Source organism: Pseudomonas sp. 2995-3 (assembly GCF_002742565.1).
Taxonomy (GTDB): domain Bacteria; phylum Pseudomonadota; class Gammaproteobacteria; order Pseudomonadales; family Pseudomonadaceae; genus Aquipseudomonas; species Aquipseudomonas edaphica.
The window spans coordinates 81,887-98,129 of the sequence record NZ_LJSB01000054.1; the positions used below are offsets into that span (position 1 = coordinate 81,887).

Genomic DNA, 16,243 nt, shown 5'->3' on the forward strand with positions numbered 1-16,243 from the left:
GCAGTTGCTGTCCCAGGTTGATTCCCTCGGGCAGCAGGTCGACCGGATGGGCAAGAAGAACGACCGCTACCAAACCATCATCGAGCAGCTCACCCACGAAATCGCCTGGTTCAAACGTAACAAGTTTGCCAAGCGCAGTGAGCAATTGAGCCCTGCCCAAGGCTGCCTGCTCGACACCGACATCGCGGCCATCGAAGCCGAGCTGAAGGCGTTGAATCCGCCGGCCGCGCCGGCCTGGCTATCGCCCGCTCGACACTGGCGCAGTGGGTCGGCCAAACTGGCGTGCAGCTCCAGCCCTTGGTCGACGCACTGCGCGAAACAGTGCTTGCTCAAGGTGTGATCCACGCTGACGAAACGCCGGTGCAGATGCTCACGCCGGGCGAGAAGAAAATCCATCGCGCTTATGTCTGGGCCGACTGCACTACGCCTTTTTCGGCGCTCCAGGCAGTGGTGTACGACTTCAGCCCAAGCCGTGCGGGCGAACATGCACGCAACTTTCTTGGCCAGTGGAATGGCAAGCTGGTTTGCGATGATTATGCCGGCTACAAAGCCAGCTTCCAGCAAGGCATCACCGAAATCGGCTGCCTGGCTCACGCCCGCCGCAAGTTTTTCGATTTGCACGCGACGAACAAAAGCCAACTGGCTGAGCAGGCGCTGCACTCAATTGGCGGGTTGTACGAAATTGAACGGCAAGCGCGGGAAATGATCGACGAAAATCGCTGGCGAATACGCCAGGAAAAAGCGGCCCCCATTATCGACGCACTGCATACCTGGATGTTGGCCCAGCGTGATCTTGTGCCCGAAGGGTCGGCTATCGCGAAAGCTCTGGATTACAGCCTCAAACGCTGGACGGCACTGACTCGATATCTCGAGGACGGGGCTGTGCCCATAGATAATAACGCGGTCGAAAATCAGATAAGGCCGTGGGCACCTGGACGCTCGAACTGGTTGTTCGCCGGGTCGCTACGCAGCGGTAAACGGGCAGCTGCGATCATGAGCTGGATTCAGTCCGCCCGCATGAATGGGCATGATCCTTATGCGTATCTCAAAGATGTGCTGACGCGCCTGCCGACGCAGCGAGCAAGTGAGATCGACCAACTGCTGCCAGAGCATTGGATCTCGGCCTGACGTTCTCAACGTGAGGGTGCTCTTGCATTAGAATGACCGCTCAACTCATATGGAACAGGATTGATCCGAATGGAAGCGCGAGCCACTTTTTCCTCCAAGAATTTCAAACCAACTGACCTGACTCTCACGCCCGAAATTACAACAGGCTTACCAGTGTCGATCAGCTCCATGGAAAAGTCCTATACAGGAGCTATCGATGGTATTTCTTCAACAGCCTTTACTGCGGCGTTCGACCAAGCGTCAAGAAGGGGCAGCTACATCGCGATGGAGAGCTTCAAGGGTACGGTGAATGGGGTAGAGGGTTCCTTTAACTTCATTCATTCCGCCTCCACTACCGGAATTGATCGTGCAGATGAGTTTTTCTGCATAGTTGGAGGCAGTGGTACGGACGGTTTGAAAGGGATATCAGGGTCAGGAGGGATCACAATTGACACCGATGGAACGCACCATATTTGGTTGAATTACCACCTCGAATAATTTAACAAACCGTAAGGGGCACCGCCCCTGACGCACCAGGGAGGTGTCCTGGCTAGGTGCTTACCGTGGCTTTGCCGGACGCTTACCTTTGATCGACGGTAACAATCCACGCAAAGGTAATGTGTGACCACACAGGCTGCAGTTGCCCCGGGCACTGCGTGTAAGGGGATATATTTTCATGGTAAAAAGTTTTATTGACTAAAATATTATATGGGGTAATTATTTCTCTGCATCTGCTTCATGCAGAGTCATCTTCAGGGTTACCCCGATGAGTCATAAAGCCCAATTCTCCCTCGCGACTTCTTATGTCGAGGCCAATGAGTCTTCATTGGCCACTCGCGTGGCGCCGCTGCTGATGCAGGGGTTTCCCGCCGCGCCGGAACACCGGGTAACGTGGAACAACTGGATGCGCACGCCCTTCAATCAGTGGGGGTTCCGTCATCTGGCGCGACTGCGCCCCAGCATTGATGTGTCGGCGGGGCCAGGGCCTGTCGGTCAGCTTCAGGAGGCCCCGCGCGCGCTGGATCAGCTGTGTTTCGACAGTGAGAGTGGGCTGGGCATCCGTGTGATCGAGCACCTTGTCGCCAGCCAGACGGACGCCTTTTTGGTGATGCAGGGTGACACGGTGTTGTACGAGCGCTACTTCAACGGTCAGCGCGCCTGTGACCGGCACATCATGTTCTCGGTCACCAAGTCGCTGATCGGTACCTTGGGTGAACAGTTGGTGACGAGCGGCGTGCTCAAGCCCGAGCGGCCGGCCGCTTACTACGTGCCTGAACTGGCGGGCAGCGCATTTGGCGATGCGACGGTGCGCCAATTGTTCGATATGGCGGTGGGCATCGACTACAGCGAAGTGTATGACGACCCCAATTCAGAAAGCTCGCAGTACGGCTATGCCTGCGGCTTTCAACCCGCACCGGCGCAGTACGCGCAGTTCGAGTCGTTGTACCAGTACTTGCCATCCCTCAAGAAACGCGGCAGCCATGGGGGCTTTTTCCATTATGTGACGGCCACCACCGAAGCCTTGGCCTGGGTCATGGAGCGTGCCTCGGGCAAGGCCTGCAGTCAGATGCTGGAAGCGATCTGGGGGCGCTTGGGCTGCGAGCGCGACGGTTATTTCATGGCCGATCCCTGGGGCCGTAACGTTGCCGGGGCGGGCTTCAGTGCCACCTTGAGAGACATGGCGCGCTTCGGTCGCCTGCTCGCCAACGACGGTCGCCAGGACGGCGTTGAGCTGCTGTCGCCCGAGACCGTGGCCCGTATCGCCTCCGGCGCTGATCCGGCGATCTACGCGCAAAATGCCGAGTTCTCCAGCTGGACGCCGGGTGCGTCCTATCGCAGCCAGTGGTACGTGTTCAACGACCACAGCCAGGCCCTGATGGCCGGGGGTATTCACGGCCAGTACCTGTTCATCGACAAGCCGTCCGGCGTAGTGATCGTCAAGCAGTCTTCGCTTACCGATGCGGTCAGCCCATTTGATACTGACAGCGTGCGCATGCTGCGCGCGATCGCCGCCCACCTGAGCCACTGACCCACGCCAAACAATAAGAGTTTTGCGTTCTATTCACCTGGCTTGCCCAGGTGTTGGCGGCGCCCTGCGTCGCCATTGACTGCCCTGTAACAACAATAATTCCACAGGAGCTTCTAATGGTATTCAGCAAGCGTTTCTCTCGAGCGCTGTTGGCGGTCGGCTTACCCTTGACCACCCACGTCGCATTCGCGGGCTACACCTTTGAGGACGGCGATCTCAAGGGCGAAGTCAATCTCACCGCAGGCGGGGCAACGTTGTTTACCCGTGGGGTCAACTTCGGCAGCGGCCGGGTCGATGCGCGCAACGGTAAAAACGGCGGCGCCCGGATCAACTGGCAAGAGGTTTACGTAAAACCGGGGGTCAAACTCGAGTACGCGCTGCAACCGGATTTCAGCCTGCTCGCGGGCGGTTCCCTGGTGGCGGCGAGCACCTTTGGCGATGGTGACGCGGGTGGCTTCAGCCGCAGTTCCGATGGCAAGGCCGCCGCCGAAGAACTCTATGGCGGTTTTCGCGCCGGCGAGTGGAAGCTCACCGCCGGCCGCCAGAACTACATGATCGGTACGGGGTTCATCGTCATGGATGGCAACCTCGACCAGTACAAGGATGGCGCTTACTGGCTCGGCCCGCGAACCGCGTTCAGGGATTCGGCGATCCTCGCCTGGGATCATGGTGCGCTGAAGTCTCAGGCTTTCACCTTGCGCACCGATGATGACTTGGGCGATTTTCGCATGACCGGCGTCAACCTGGATTACAACCTCGATGACCAGGTGACGCTCGGCGCCATGGCCATGAAGGTCAATGCCCTTGGCCCCAGAGGTAGCACGCTCCCGCGCCGCCGGGACGGGATGCAGGTGTATAACCTGCGGGCGCTCAACGCCAAAGTGCCCGGCGTACAGGCGCTGACGCTGAATGCCGAGTACGCGCTGGAGCGGGGCAGCGGCGAGGGTGTCGATTACGCTGCCAGCGCCTGGTATGCCCAGGCCGACTATGCCTTCAACACCTTGCCGCTGACGCCGGTCCTTGGCTACCGCTACGCGAGCTTTTCCGGCGACGACAACCTCACCGACAACCGGCAAAAAGCCTGGGACCCACTGAGCAAAGGCTTCGTCGATTGGAGCACGTGGCTGGTCGGGGACGTGGTCGGCAACTACCTGCTGTTCAACAGCAACGAAAATGTCCAGCAGTTCTCCCTCAAGACCCACCTCAACGAAACCCTGACCCTCGGCGCGATTCACTACCAGTTCTGGCTGGATGAGAAAAACTACCTGGGCGCACCGGTCAGCGATCGGCGCTTTGCCGACGAAAGTGTAGTTTTCCTCGACTGGACACCCACGCCGTCGTTCTATACGTCGCTGTCCTACAACTGGGTCAAGCCACTGGCCGCCGCCAAACAGGTGTTTGGCGATGACCAGACGTTCAGTGCGCTGGAACTGTATTTCACCTACCGCTATTAAGTGCTGCGAGCCATCGCGGCCGCGCTGGAGTGTTTTGATCATGAACAGATTTCTGCGTAATACCGTACTGGGCACTGTCGCCTCGTTGCTCATCAGTGGTGTTTGCCTGGCTGAAGAACGCACCGTACGGATCTACAACTGGATCGAATACCTGCCACCCGAAGTGCTGAAGAGCTTCGAGGAAGAAACCGGCATTCGGCCTATTTATGATGTGTTCGACAGTGCCGAAACCATGGAGTCCAAACTGTTGACGGGCAACTCCGGGTACGACGTGGTGTTCCCCGGCACCGCTAACCTGGGGCACTTGATCACGGCCGGTGCCGTGCAACCGCTGGACCGCAAGCAGTTGCCCAACTGGCAGCACCTGGACCCGCAGTTCATGCAGTCCCTGGAAGCCGTGGGTGACACCGGCAACCGCTACGCCGCGCCTTACCTGTGGGGCACCACATTGATCGGCTACAACGTCGACAAGGTGCGCAAAGCCCTCGGCCCCGACGTGCAAATGAACAGCTGGGACATCATCTTCAAGGAAGAAAACCTCGCCAAACTCGCCAGTTGTGGCGTGGGTTTTCTCGACGCCGGCAACGAGATCCTGCCGATTGCCTTGCACTACAAGGGCCTCGACCCCAATAGCCAGAAGCGTGAGGACTATGTGCAAGCCCAGGCGGTGATGATGAAGATTCGCCCTTACGTGACTTACTTCAACTCGTCGCGCTACGGCATGGACCTGGCCAACGGTGATATCTGTGTGGGCGTGGGCTGGTCCGGCGGCGTCGCACTGGCCATGCGCCTGGCAGATGCCGCCGGCAAGGGCGTCAAGGTCCAGATGGCACTGCCCAAGGAAGGCGCGCCGATGTGGTCGGACGTGATGATGATCCCGGCCAAGGCCCCTGATCTGGCGGAGGCCCATGCGTTCATCAATTACATCCTGCGCCCGGACGTGATTGCGCGCATCAGCAACAAGATCGGCTACCCCAACCCGAACAGGGACGCTACCGCGCTGGTGGACGCCAGCATCCGCAACGACCCCAACATGTATGTGCCGGACGAAGCGCGCAAGACCCTGTTTGCCCTGGAGCCGATTCCGGCCGCCGTGGAGCGCATCCGTACCCGCACCTGGACCGCCATCAAGAGCAACCGATGATCTGTGTGACCCGGTGCGTGCGCGCCGGGCTCGACTCAGGAGGCAATCAGGCCTGCATGCCGTAAAACACCAGCTCGGTGATACGCCTGACCTGCAGGGAGTGCGCGTCGATATCCGGGTGTTCCTGGTTTACCAGCCTGAACAATTGCAGGTGCGAATAGTCGTTCAACAGGAACGCGGCCAATTCCACATCGAGTTGCGCGCGCAGCTTGCCGGCCCGTTGCAGTTCCCGCAGCAGTTCGCTGATTTCGGCCCTGAGCGCATCGTTCATGGCCCGGTAGCCTTCGGGCAGTCCATTGCTGCCGCCGAACAGGATCAGCGGCAGCAGTTCACGCCACAGGCTGGGGTGCATGACCTCCAGGGCATAGCCCGTGAGCAGGCGTTCCAGGTGGCAGAGCGCTTCGACCGGGTCGTCTATTTGGTGGATCAGGCTGCGGGTGTCGCTGATCGCGCGTTGATCGGCGTGATGCAGGATCTCCAGGATGATTTCCTGCTTGTTGCCGAAGTACTTGAACACCGTCGGCGGCGACACTCCGGCCTGGCTGGCGATCTGTTCGATGGTGGTGTTCTGGAAACCCTGGCGCTCAAACAGTTCGACCGCAGCTTCACTGATAGCTTGCCGGCGCTCGGCTTTCTGACGTTCACGCAGTCCACTCACAGGAGATCCTTGTCACGAATAATAAAGAGGGGCGCGTGTCGGCCCCATACCCCTGCAAAATACTTAATTGGGTAAAGCTTTTAAAGCACTAATTGCCATTCAAGGAGTTTGCCGCCGGTGCTTCTTCATACGGTAAGCAAATTGAGCACGGCTGAGCCCCACGAGCCTGGCGGCCGCGGCCAGGTTGCCGGCGCTTTGTTGCAATGCTTCAGTGATCAGGCGCGATTCAAGGCCTTCAATGGAAACCCCCTGGTCCAACGGGTCGAGGGTATCCAGCAGCGTCGAGCGAGGCGCCTGCGCGGTATTTGACAGGCTGCCTTGGTCGTCGAGGCCATAGGGCTCGGCGGGCATCGGTTCGTTGCGAAACAGATGCACCAGGTCAATGGCCTGGCCTTCGTCGCTGGCGATCAGGCCGCGTTCGATGAGGTTTTGCAGCTCGCGCACATTGCCCGCGAAGTCGTAGCGCAGCAACGTCTTCAGGGCGCGCATGGTCAGGCCTGCCGGGGTCCGGGCGTAGTCCTGGCAGAAGCGCGTCAGGAACGCATTGATCAGTAGCGGGATGTCGTCCCGGCGTTCACGCAGCGGGGGCAGGGCGATGGGGTAAACGTTCAGCCGGTAGAACAGGTCTTCGCGAAAGCTCCCGTCTGCCACCGCTTTACGCAGGTCGATATTGGTGGCGGCCACCACGCGCACATCCACCTTGATCCCGCGCACCCCGCCGACCCGTTCGATTTCCCGTTCCTGCAAGGCTCGCAGCAACTTGCTTTGCCCGGGCAGGCTGAGGCTGGTGATTTCATCCAGGAACAGGGTGCCACCCTGGGCCCGTTCGAATCGTCCGGGGCGCGAGTGCGTAGCGCCGGTATAGGCGCCGCGTTCGACACCAAAGAGTTCGGCCTCCACCAGGTTATCCGGGATGGCGGCGCAATTGAGTGCCACAAACGGGCTGTCATGGCGACGACTGAGCTGGTGCAGCTGGCGCGCAAACATCTCTTTGCCCACACCGGACTCACCGCTGATCAGCACCGTCGCGGGCGTCAGTGCAACCCTTTGCAGCGCTTGCATCGCCGCGTTGAACGCGGCACTGGCGCCTACCAACGGTTGCGGCTGGCGGGTTCCGCCACTGCTGCCCACGGGGCCTGCGAGCGTGGGGGTGGCAGGGCCAGTGACGGCCTGGGACACATTCAGGTAGCGCAGGTCCTGTTCGACATCACCCCATTGCTCGGCCGTCTTGCCAATCACGCGGCAACGGCGATGGCCCATGCCACGGCATTCCACTTCGCGGAAAATCACCATTTGCCCGAAGAGGCCACTGACGAAGCCGATGGCGTAGCCGGTTTCGGTCCAGCACACCGGGTCCTGGCCGATGCCGTAGGCCCCCACATGTTCATCGGCTTCGCACGAGTGGTGCCAGAGAAATTCCCCTTCATAGAACCCCGAGTCGGCATCGAACTTGAAGTGCAGCGGTTCGACCTTGGTCATGCCTTCCAGGGTGTGCAGGTGTGTCCCGGCGCGAAATACCGCGGCGGCATCGGCCTGTGGCCAGCGCTCGCGGATCAAGCGCGCATCCCGTGCGCCGGAGGCATAACCGGTGCGGGTGAACAGGCCCCGGGCCTGGTCCAGTCCCAGGCGCTCGATGACCTCGGCGCGCAGGGCGCCGAACGACGAACTGTGCAGCAACAACATGCGTTGATCGTTGAGCCAGATGCGCCCGTCTTCAGGGGAAAAGAACAGGCAGTCGGCCAGTTCCGCAGTGGTGGGCGAGCTGCTGTCACTGAGTTGGCGACTGTCGCCTCGCGGAGGGTAGGGCGCGCTGGCCACCCGGTCGTCGGGCAGCGCGCTGTGGGGATTAGTCATTGTTATGCCCCTGCAAAGCGAGTGATCGATATGAGCAACTGCTCAGATAGTTATAAAACATAACCTTATCAATTGAACAAGTGGCTGAGCCCGGGTTTTTTGCGGGTCAACGCCCCAGGCGTGTGAGCGTTGCGCGGCAGGCCTCGACCCAGAGCCCTCGCCGGTTTATGTGCGCGCCGTTGCGTGCAAGCGGCACAGCCTTTGCTCAAGACTGGATGCGGCGTTTGCACCCTGTGCAGACGATGACAATTACAAGAACCGGAGTTGCCAATGCCAGTGTCTGAAACCACCCCCTTTCTACAGCGGGCCATCGCGTCCGAATGCCTGTTCAACGGCGACTGGATTCCCGTGTCGGGATCTGTGATTGACGTGATTGAACCCGCCACCGGCGAACCCCTGATGCGCTGCGCCATGGCCAACGCGGCCGACATCGCCGTCGCCTGCCGCAGTGCGGCCCTAGCGCAGCCGGCCTGGGCTGCGTTGGGCCCACGGGAGCGCGCCGAGGTGTTTCGCAAGGCGGCGGACCTGGCCCAGCGGTCCTTCGCCGAGCTGGCGCTGTACGTCGCCCGGGAAACCGGGGGCGCGTTGTTCAAGGGCGAGCACGAAGTGCGTGAAGCGATTGTGCTGCTGCATCAGGCGGCGGGGCTGTTGTCCCAACCTCACGGGGTGGTGCTGCCCAGTGCAGCCGGCCGACTGTCCTATGCACGGCGCCAGCCCCACGGCGTGGTCGGGGTGATTTCACCGTTCAACTTTCCGCTGGTGCTGTCACTGCGCTCAGTGGCCCCGGCGCTGGCGGCAGGCAATGCAGTGGTGCTCAAGCCTGACCCGCAGACCCCGGTCAGCGGGGGTTTTCTCATTGCCCGGCTGTTTGAAGAGGCGGGCTTGCCCAAGGGCCTGCTGCAGGTGATGCCCGGCGCGGCGCCGGCGGGGGAAGCGCTGTGCCGCGATCCGAATGTGCGGATGATTGCGTTCACCGGGTCCACGGCGGCGGGGCGCAAAGTCGCTGAAGTGGCCGGGCGACACCTGAAAAAGGTTGCGCTGGAGCTGGGCGGGAAAAACCCGCTGATCATTCTTGAAGACGCCGACCTCGACCTGGCCGCGAGCAATGCAGCCTGGGGCGCCTGGCTGCATCAGGGGCAAATCTGCATGGCGACCGGGCTGATTCTCGTGCATCAATCCATCGCTGAAAGCCTCACCCGCAAGCTGGTGGACAAGGCCCGGACACTCACGGTGGGCAATGCCGCCCGGGGTGAAGCGGCGCTCGGCCCGTTGATCAACCAACGGCAATTGCTGCGCGTGCACGAGATCGTCAGTGACAGCCTGCAGGCCGGCGCACGGCTCGAGGCGGGCGGCGACTATGACCGGTTGTTCTACCAGCCCACCGTACTCAGTGGCGTACGTCCGGGCATGCGCGCCTTTGAGGAAGAGCTGTTCGGCCCGGTGGCCACGGTGGTCAGCTTTACCACCGACGAGGAAGCGATCGAACTGGCCAACCGCACGGAGTACGGCCTCTCGGCCGCCATCATCTCGCCGTCGGTTGGGCGCGCCATGGCCATCGGTGAGCGGCTGGACTGCGGCCTGCTGCACATCAACGACCAGACCGTGGCCGACGAATGCATCAACCCGTTCGGCGGGCGCGGTGCTTCCGGCAACGGCGGCAGCGTCGGCGGGCCGGCCGACTGGGACGAGTACAGCCAGTGGCAGTGGGTCACGCTGAAAAATACGCCGCCTGTCTATCCATTCTGAGCCATAGCCGTTCTGGGCGCTGGCTCATCGCTTTGTTACCCCCGTGCCTATACAAAAATAAGAGGGCTTGAACATGAACCTGTACAACAAAACCCTGATTGTCACCGGCGTCGCTTCAGGCATTGGCGCCGAACTGGCGCGGCTCGCGCGTTTCCAGGGGGCCACGGTGATCGGCGTGGATCGCCATGAACCGCAACTGACCCTGGATGGTTTCTTCCAGGCTGACCTGGGTGACCCTGTCAGCATTGATGCGCTGGTGGCGCGCCTGCCCGCGCGGGTCCACGGGCTGTGCAACATCGCTGGTGTGCCCGGTACGGCGCCCGTGCACGCGGTGGCCACGGTCAATTACCTGGGGCTGCGGCACCTGACTCAATCGCTGCTGCCACGCATGCCGGCGGGCGGCAGCATCGTCAATGTCGCCTCGGTGCTTGGCGCGCAATGGCCGCAACGGCTGGAGCTGCACAAGGCGCTGGCCGCGATACCCAGCTTCGAGGCCGGGCAGCAGTGGCTGGCGGCCAATCCGGTGGAGCAGGGCAGCTGTTATCAATACTTCAAGGAGGCGCTGATCGTGTGGAGCTTCCAACAATCCCAGGGCTGGTTTCGCGATCACTCGGTGCGTATCAACTGCGTGGCGCCGGGGCCGGTGTTTACCCCGATTCTCGGCGATTTCGTCAGCATGCTCGGGCCGCAGCGGGTGGCCGAGGACAGCCAGCGCATGACCCGTCCAGCCCTGGCCGATGAGGTAGCGGCGGTGATTGCCTTCCTCTGCTCGGATGCTGCGCGCTGGGTCAACGGGGTCAATCTACCGGTGGATGGCGGTTTGGCCGCCACCTACGTGTAGGGCCTGCCACAGCAATAAATCCCGGTGCGGCCCCTCGTGCCGGGAGTCTTGAACAACAACAAAAATACAGGACATACAAGATGCTCAAGCCTATCTTGCGGACGGTTGCGGCCACGACATTTGTCGCACTGACATCGACTGCACATGCTTACGACCTGCCCGGACTCAACCTCGGCACCACCAGTTTCTACGACGGCTCGCCAGCGCCGGCCGGCCCTGGCTGGTACCTGGAGGAGTACCTGACCTACTCGCGGGCCAGCCGTTTCAATGATGCCCACGGCAACAAGCTGGCGCTGCCCAAGCAGGACCTGGAAGTGGTGGCGCCCACCACGCAGATCATCTACGTCGGCCAACCCCTGGCCAATGGCGCGATGCCCGGCTTCACCCTGATCAACACTTCCCTGGCCCGGGTGAATGTCGACGATGGGTTGAACAATGTGGCGCTGAGTTCCCGTGCTGGCTTCGGTGACCTGACTGTCGGTGCCTTCCTGCAACTGCCAACTCTGAATCGCGCCGATGGCAGCCCGCTGTTGACCCAGCGTGTCGAGGCTGATGTCTCGATCCCGGTGGGGGCCTATGACCGCCATCGCTCGATCAACCCCGGCAGCAACTTCTGGTCATTCAACCCGTATTACGCGGCGACGTACTGGTTCAGCCCGACATGGTCGGCGAGCGGGCGTTTCATGTACCTGTGGAATGGCAAGAATGATGATCCGCAGGCTGGCTTCGGGGATGTTTCCGATACCCAGGCCGGCCAGGCATTGCATGCCAACCTGACGCTGCAATATGCCTTGAGCCAGCAACTGAGCGTGGGGGTGAACGGCTATTGGTTGAAGCAGATCACCGACACCCAGGTCGATGGGCACGCCGTGAGCGGGCGCCGGGAAAAGGTCTGGGCCATTGGCCCAGGCCTGGTCTATGCGTTCAGCAAGGAGGAGGTGCTATCGGTAAACGCCTACTTTGAACAGCAGGCGCAGAACCGCACCGAGGGCAACAAACTGGTGCTCAACTGGCTGCATAAGTTCTAGTAGGCGCGGTACGCACCATCACGCTGATGATGGTCAGTGCGGCAATCACCACCCCGGGGGACGTCGCCAGCAGTACCCCCGCGGTGCCGGCGCCGGCAGCGAGGAGTTGCCCGGCCGCCAGCGGCCCGGCCACCGAACCCAGGCGGCCCACTGCCACGGCGGCCCCGACGCCGGTGGCACGCACCGAGGTGGGATACGAGGGCGGTGCCGAGGCGTACAGCACCAACTGCGCAGCCATCACGAACAAACCGGCGGCAAAGCCGGCAATGGCCATGGGCACGATGCCCACTGACAGCCCGACCCCGGCCAGGGCCGCCAGCAGCCCGGCGTACACAGACAGCACCACTTTGAGGGCATTACAGCGGTCCAGCAGCACGCCGCCGAGCAGCGACCCCAGGGCGCCGCCGATATTGAAGAGCATCTGCACCATGCCCGCCTGGGGTTTGCTGAAACCCTGTTCCAGCAACAGCGACGGCAGCCAGTTAAGCAGCATGTACATCACGGTCAGGGTGAAGAAGTAGCTGAGCCACAAGGCCAGCGTGGTACGTGCGCGACCTTCGCCGAACAGCGCCTGGCCGGTGGAGGGGCGGGCGCCGTGGGTGTTGTCGAGCTGTTGGCGAAAGGCACTGGATTCAGGCAGCAGCAGGATCATCAGCGGCACGGCCAGCAAGGGCGCCAGGCCGCCGATAATAAACGTGGTCTGCCAGTGCTCACTGGAAAACATCGCCACCACCGCGGCCAATGCTCCCCCCAGCGGCACCCCGCAGTACATCACGCTGATGGCCGTGCCACGGTTGCGTTCGCTCACCGCTTCGGCGCACAGCGCGATCAGGTTGGGCAACGCGGCGCCCAGCCCCAGGCCGGTGAGAAAGCGCACCAGCAACAAGCTTGAGTAGCTCTCGACAAATGCGGTGCTCAGTGAAAACAACCCGAACAGCAGCACGGCGCTGACCAGGATTTTCTTGCGCCCGATCCGGTCGGCAATCCAGCCCCCGAAGAACGCCCCCGGCAGCAGGCCGATGATGCCGACGCTGAACACCCAGCCGAGCATCTTCGGATCCAGGGCGAAGGTTTGACGTAACCCAGCGGCGGCGGTGCCGGCGGCTTGCAGATCGAACCCTTCGATCAGCGCAACGATAAAGCACAACGCAATAGTCAGCGTCGAACGACGCGATGGACTGTCCATGGCAAACCTCATTGTTGTTTTTGTTGTGGTGGCGAGCTTGAGTGGCTGCTAAGGATTAAGATAACAAATATAACTAAAAAATGAATCGTGGAATAAAATCAGTAAAAAAACAGAATAAAGTCATTAAATTCAATTGATTGAGATATTTGTTTGTTCATGGATAAAAAATAGATAGCTTTATTAATGTTCGATTATCGGTCAGTTACGGTTGACGAGTACCGTCGGCTGTTTCCATTCTTGGTTTGCGAGGCTCACAGGGCCGCGCGTGCGCCAACCCAATAACAACAACAAAAATGGACATCGAACATGCCAGAACTCCCTATGGAGGACGCCGTTGCAGCGGCGTCCGTCTCCTGTGTGTCGAACAACACTCCACGCCGGCTGATGGCATTGTTGGCCTTGAGCGTGCTGCCCGGTTCGCTGTGGGCTGCAGGCTTTATCGACGACAGCCACGGCACCCTGACCTTGCGCAATTACTACCTGGACCGCGACTACAAGGATGACGGTGCGAAGACCGCCGCACGGGAATGGGCACAGGCGTTCATCCTCAACCTGGAATCGGGTTACACCCCTGGCCCGGTCGGCTTTGGCCTGGATGTACGCGGGTTGATGGGGGTCAAGCTCGACTCTTCGCCGGACCGCAGCGGTACCGAGTTGTTGCCGGTGTCGGCCAGCGACAAGCGCGCCGCCGACGACTACTCGCGCCTGGCCCCAACCGCCAAACTGCGGTTCGCCCAAACCACGGTCAAGGCCGGCGATGTGTCGATCTTCCTGCCGTTTGCCTTTGCCAGTCCGTCGCGGCTGCTGCCGCAAACGTTTCGCGGCACCACGTTGAGCTCCAAGGACATCGATGGCCTGACCCTCAACACGGGCTATATCGACCGCATCAACAAGCGCGACTCCACCGACTACCAGGCCATGACCATCGCCTCACCCAACCGGCGCTTCAACGCCACCGCCACCACCTCGCACCTGGCTTATGTGGGCGGTGATTACCAGGTCAACAAAGACCTCAGCCTGCGGGTCTATCACTCGCAGATCGCGGACCTCTATCAGCAGGACACTCTGGCGCTGCTGCACAACCTGCCGGTGGGTGATGGCGTGCTCACCAGCGACCTGCGCAGTTTTTTCAGCCGTGAGGATGGCAGTGCCAAGGCGGGCAAGGTGGATAACCGCAACCTCTCGGCGTTGTTTGGCTACCGCCTGGGCGGCCATCGCGTCAGCCTTGGCTACATGCACTCAAGCGGGGAGACGGCCACGCCCTATATCTCGGGAACGGAGTTGATGGGCATGAGCGAACTGACCATGAGCTCGGACTTTCTCAACGCCAAGGAGCGCACCTGGCAGGCCATCTACGACTATGACTTCGCGGCATCGGGTGTGCCGGGGCTCAAGACTCGGCTGCGCTACGTGCGTGGCGACCACATCGAACTGGCCGCGTTGAGCGCCGAGGATCGCAAGGAGCGCGAGTTCCAGATGGAACTGGGGTATGTGATTCAGAGCGGTCCGCTGAAGAACGTCGGGTTCATGGCGCGCAAGTCGATCTACCGCAATGACTTCCCGAGCGGCGCGGCCTTTCGCGATGAAAACCAGACCCGTTTCCTGGTGCTCTACACCGTGGCGCTCTGGTAGGCCGATCAGTCCTGGTAGACCTTCTTCAGCAAGCGCAGCAGCTCTTCACGTTCCTGGCCGTCGAGGGCGGCCGTGGCGTCGAGGTCACTCTGGGCGGCGATCGCCTTGAGTTCCTTGAGCAGGGTTTCGCCGCTCTTGCTGAGGAAGATCCCGTAGGAGCGCTTGTCCGGTTTGCAGCGTACCCGCACGGCCAGAGCGCGGCTTTCCAGCTTGTTCAGCAATGGCACCACCTGGGGCGGCTCGATGGCCAGGGCGCGAGCCAGGTCGGCCTGCATCAGCCCGGGGTGCTGCTCGATGATCGCCAGGGCCGAGAACTGCGCCGGGCGCAGGTCGTGGTCCGATAACCGGCCGATCAGGTTCTGGAACAGCTTGAGCTGGGCGCGGCGCATGGCGTAACCGATCAGATCGTCCAGGGCTGAATCCAGCGGCGGCCGTACCTCGTCGTTGTCGGGCAGGGCCTGGCTGGCGGTGGCGATGGTGGAAGGCTTGGCCATTGGCAGTGCAATCCTCAGAAGGTGCAGGTTAATAAGAGTATCTAGTTTGCCGGTGTTGGCGCGCTATGGCTATGCCGGGTTTTGAAAGCGCCTGCACCGCGCGGGTTTTAAGCAGGAAAAATATTGGTTATTCAGATTAATAGTTAATTGACATAACTATATTTGCGGTTTAATTTCGAATCATCTTCACACCCAGAACAAGAGCGTACCGCCATGAGCAATTACGAAGGCCGTTGGACCACAGTCAAGGTTGAGATCGAAGAAGGCATCGCCTGGGTCATTCTCAATCGTCCGGAAAAACGCAACGCCATGAGTCCGACCCTGAACCGGGAAATGATCGACGTCCTGGAAACCCTCGAGCAGGATCCTGCCGCCGGCGTGCTGGTCCTCACCGGTGCGGGCGAAGCCTGGACGGCGGGCATGGACCTCAAGGAATACTTCCGCGAAGTGGATGCCGGCCCGGAAATCCTCCAGGAAAAAATCCGCCGCGAAGCCTCGCAATGGCAATGGAAACTGCTGCGCATGTACGCCAAGCCGACCATCGCCATGGTCAATGGCTGGTGCTTCGGCGGTGGCTTCAGCCCGCTGGTGGCGTGCGACCTGGCGATCTGCGCCGACGAAGCGACCTTCGGCCTCTCGGAAATCAACTGGGGCATCCCGCCGGGCAACCTGGTGAGCAAGGCCATGGCCGACACCGTGGGCCATCGTCAATCGCTGTACTACATCATGACCGGCAAGACCTTTGGCGGGCAGAAAGCTGCGCAAATGGGCCTGGTCAACGAAAGCGTGCCCCTGGCTCAACTGCGCGAAGTGACCATCGAACTGGCGCGCAACCTGCTGGAGAAAAACCCGGTGGTGCTGCGTGCCGCCAAGCATGGCTTCAAGCGCTGCCGTGAACTGACCTGGGAGCAGAACGAGGATTACCTCTACGCCAAGCTCGATCAGTCGCGCCTGCTCGACACCGAAGGCGGTCGCGAGCAGGGCATGAAACAGTTCCTCGACGACAAGAGCATCAAGCCTGGCTTGCAGGCCTATAAACGCTGAAGGGCGCGGCCGCCTGGCCGCGCCGT

The 16,243-nt window shown here is 61.1% G+C and carries 13 protein-coding genes and 1 pseudogene; 10 read left to right on the plus strand and 4 right to left on the minus strand.

Features of this window, described 5'->3' with window-relative positions; genetic code table 11:
* The first annotated feature begins 4 nt into the window (after positions 1–4).
* From AOA62_RS02200 to AOA62_RS02220, 5 genes and pseudogenes are all read left to right on the plus strand, one after another.
* A pseudogene (locus AOA62_RS02200) lies at positions 5–1,128 on the plus strand (IS66 family transposase).
* Positions 1,129–1,197: 69 nt separating this feature from the next.
* Entirely contained in the window at positions 1,198–1,605 is a 408-nt protein-coding gene (locus tag AOA62_RS02205) for a DUF3224 domain-containing protein (protein WP_017139043.1), read from the plus strand.
* A gap of 268 nt (positions 1,606–1,873) precedes the next feature.
* Positions 1,874–3,136, plus strand: coding sequence for a serine hydrolase (locus AOA62_RS02210; RefSeq protein WP_099547697.1), 1,263 nt, complete (start codon positions 1,874–1,876; stop codon positions 3,134–3,136).
* A 116-nt stretch (positions 3,137–3,252) separates the two neighbouring features.
* The gene (locus AOA62_RS02215; RefSeq protein WP_099547698.1) at positions 3,253–4,590 is read left to right on the plus strand and encodes an alginate export family protein; all 1,338 of its coding nucleotides are present in this window, start codon (positions 3,253–3,255) and stop codon (positions 4,588–4,590) included.
* Between the two features lie 40 nt (positions 4,591–4,630).
* A complete protein-coding gene (locus AOA62_RS02220; RefSeq protein WP_099547699.1) occupies positions 4,631–5,734 on the plus strand; it encodes a polyamine ABC transporter substrate-binding protein in 1,104 nt (367 codons plus the stop codon).
* Between the two features lie 46 nt (positions 5,735–5,780).
* On the opposite strand, the gene AOA62_RS02225 is transcribed toward AOA62_RS02220, so the two are convergent.
* Positions 5,781–6,392: a TetR/AcrR family transcriptional regulator gene (locus AOA62_RS02225; RefSeq protein WP_099547700.1), complete on the minus strand. Its 612-nt coding sequence runs from the start codon at positions 6,390–6,392 to the stop codon at positions 5,781–5,783.
* A gap of 99 nt (positions 6,393–6,491) precedes the next feature.
* On the minus strand, positions 6,492–8,246 hold the full coding sequence (locus AOA62_RS02230; RefSeq protein ID WP_099547701.1) for a sigma-54-dependent Fis family transcriptional regulator: 1,755 nt from the start codon (positions 8,244–8,246) through the stop codon (positions 6,492–6,494).
* A 270-nt stretch (positions 8,247–8,516) separates the two neighbouring features.
* Here AOA62_RS02230 and AOA62_RS02235 point away from each other — a divergent pair, with 270 nt between their 5' ends.
* From AOA62_RS02235 to AOA62_RS02245, 3 genes are all read left to right on the plus strand, one after another.
* Complete coding sequence (locus AOA62_RS02235; protein ID WP_099547702.1) at positions 8,517–9,992, plus strand: benzaldehyde dehydrogenase; 1,476 nt, start codon at positions 8,517–8,519, stop codon at positions 9,990–9,992.
* Between the two features lie 73 nt (positions 9,993–10,065).
* Positions 10,066–10,833, plus strand: a complete 768-nt coding sequence (locus tag AOA62_RS02240) for a coniferyl-alcohol dehydrogenase (RefSeq protein ID WP_099547703.1) — start codon at positions 10,066–10,068, stop codon at positions 10,831–10,833.
* 80 nt (positions 10,834–10,913) lie between these two features.
* Entirely contained in the window at positions 10,914–11,861 is a 948-nt protein-coding gene (locus AOA62_RS02245) for a transporter (RefSeq protein WP_099547704.1), read from the plus strand.
* Here the strand turns inward: AOA62_RS02245 and mhpT are convergent.
* Complete coding sequence (gene mhpT / locus AOA62_RS02250; protein WP_099547705.1) at positions 11,839–13,047, minus strand: 3-(3-hydroxy-phenyl)propionate transporter MhpT; 1,209 nt, start codon at positions 13,045–13,047, stop codon at positions 11,839–11,841. The genes AOA62_RS02245 and mhpT overlap by 23 nt on opposite strands.
* A 306-nt stretch (positions 13,048–13,353) precedes the next feature.
* Between mhpT and AOA62_RS02255 the strand changes: the two genes are divergently transcribed.
* A complete protein-coding gene (locus tag AOA62_RS02255) occupies positions 13,354–14,679 on the plus strand; it encodes an OprD family porin (protein WP_099547706.1) in 1,326 nt (441 codons plus the stop codon).
* Positions 14,680–14,684: 5 nt separating this feature from the next.
* Here AOA62_RS02255 and AOA62_RS02260 read toward each other — a convergent pair whose 3' ends face one another.
* Complete coding sequence (locus AOA62_RS02260; RefSeq protein ID WP_099547707.1) at positions 14,685–15,173, minus strand: MarR family winged helix-turn-helix transcriptional regulator; 489 nt, start codon at positions 15,171–15,173, stop codon at positions 14,685–14,687.
* A gap of 213 nt (positions 15,174–15,386) precedes the next feature.
* On the opposite strand from AOA62_RS02260, the gene AOA62_RS02265 reads away from it, so the two are divergent.
* Positions 15,387–16,217: a p-hydroxycinnamoyl CoA hydratase/lyase gene (locus AOA62_RS02265; RefSeq protein ID WP_017139056.1), complete on the plus strand. Its 831-nt coding sequence runs from the start codon at positions 15,387–15,389 to the stop codon at positions 16,215–16,217.
* Positions 16,218–16,243: the final 26 nt, after the last annotated feature.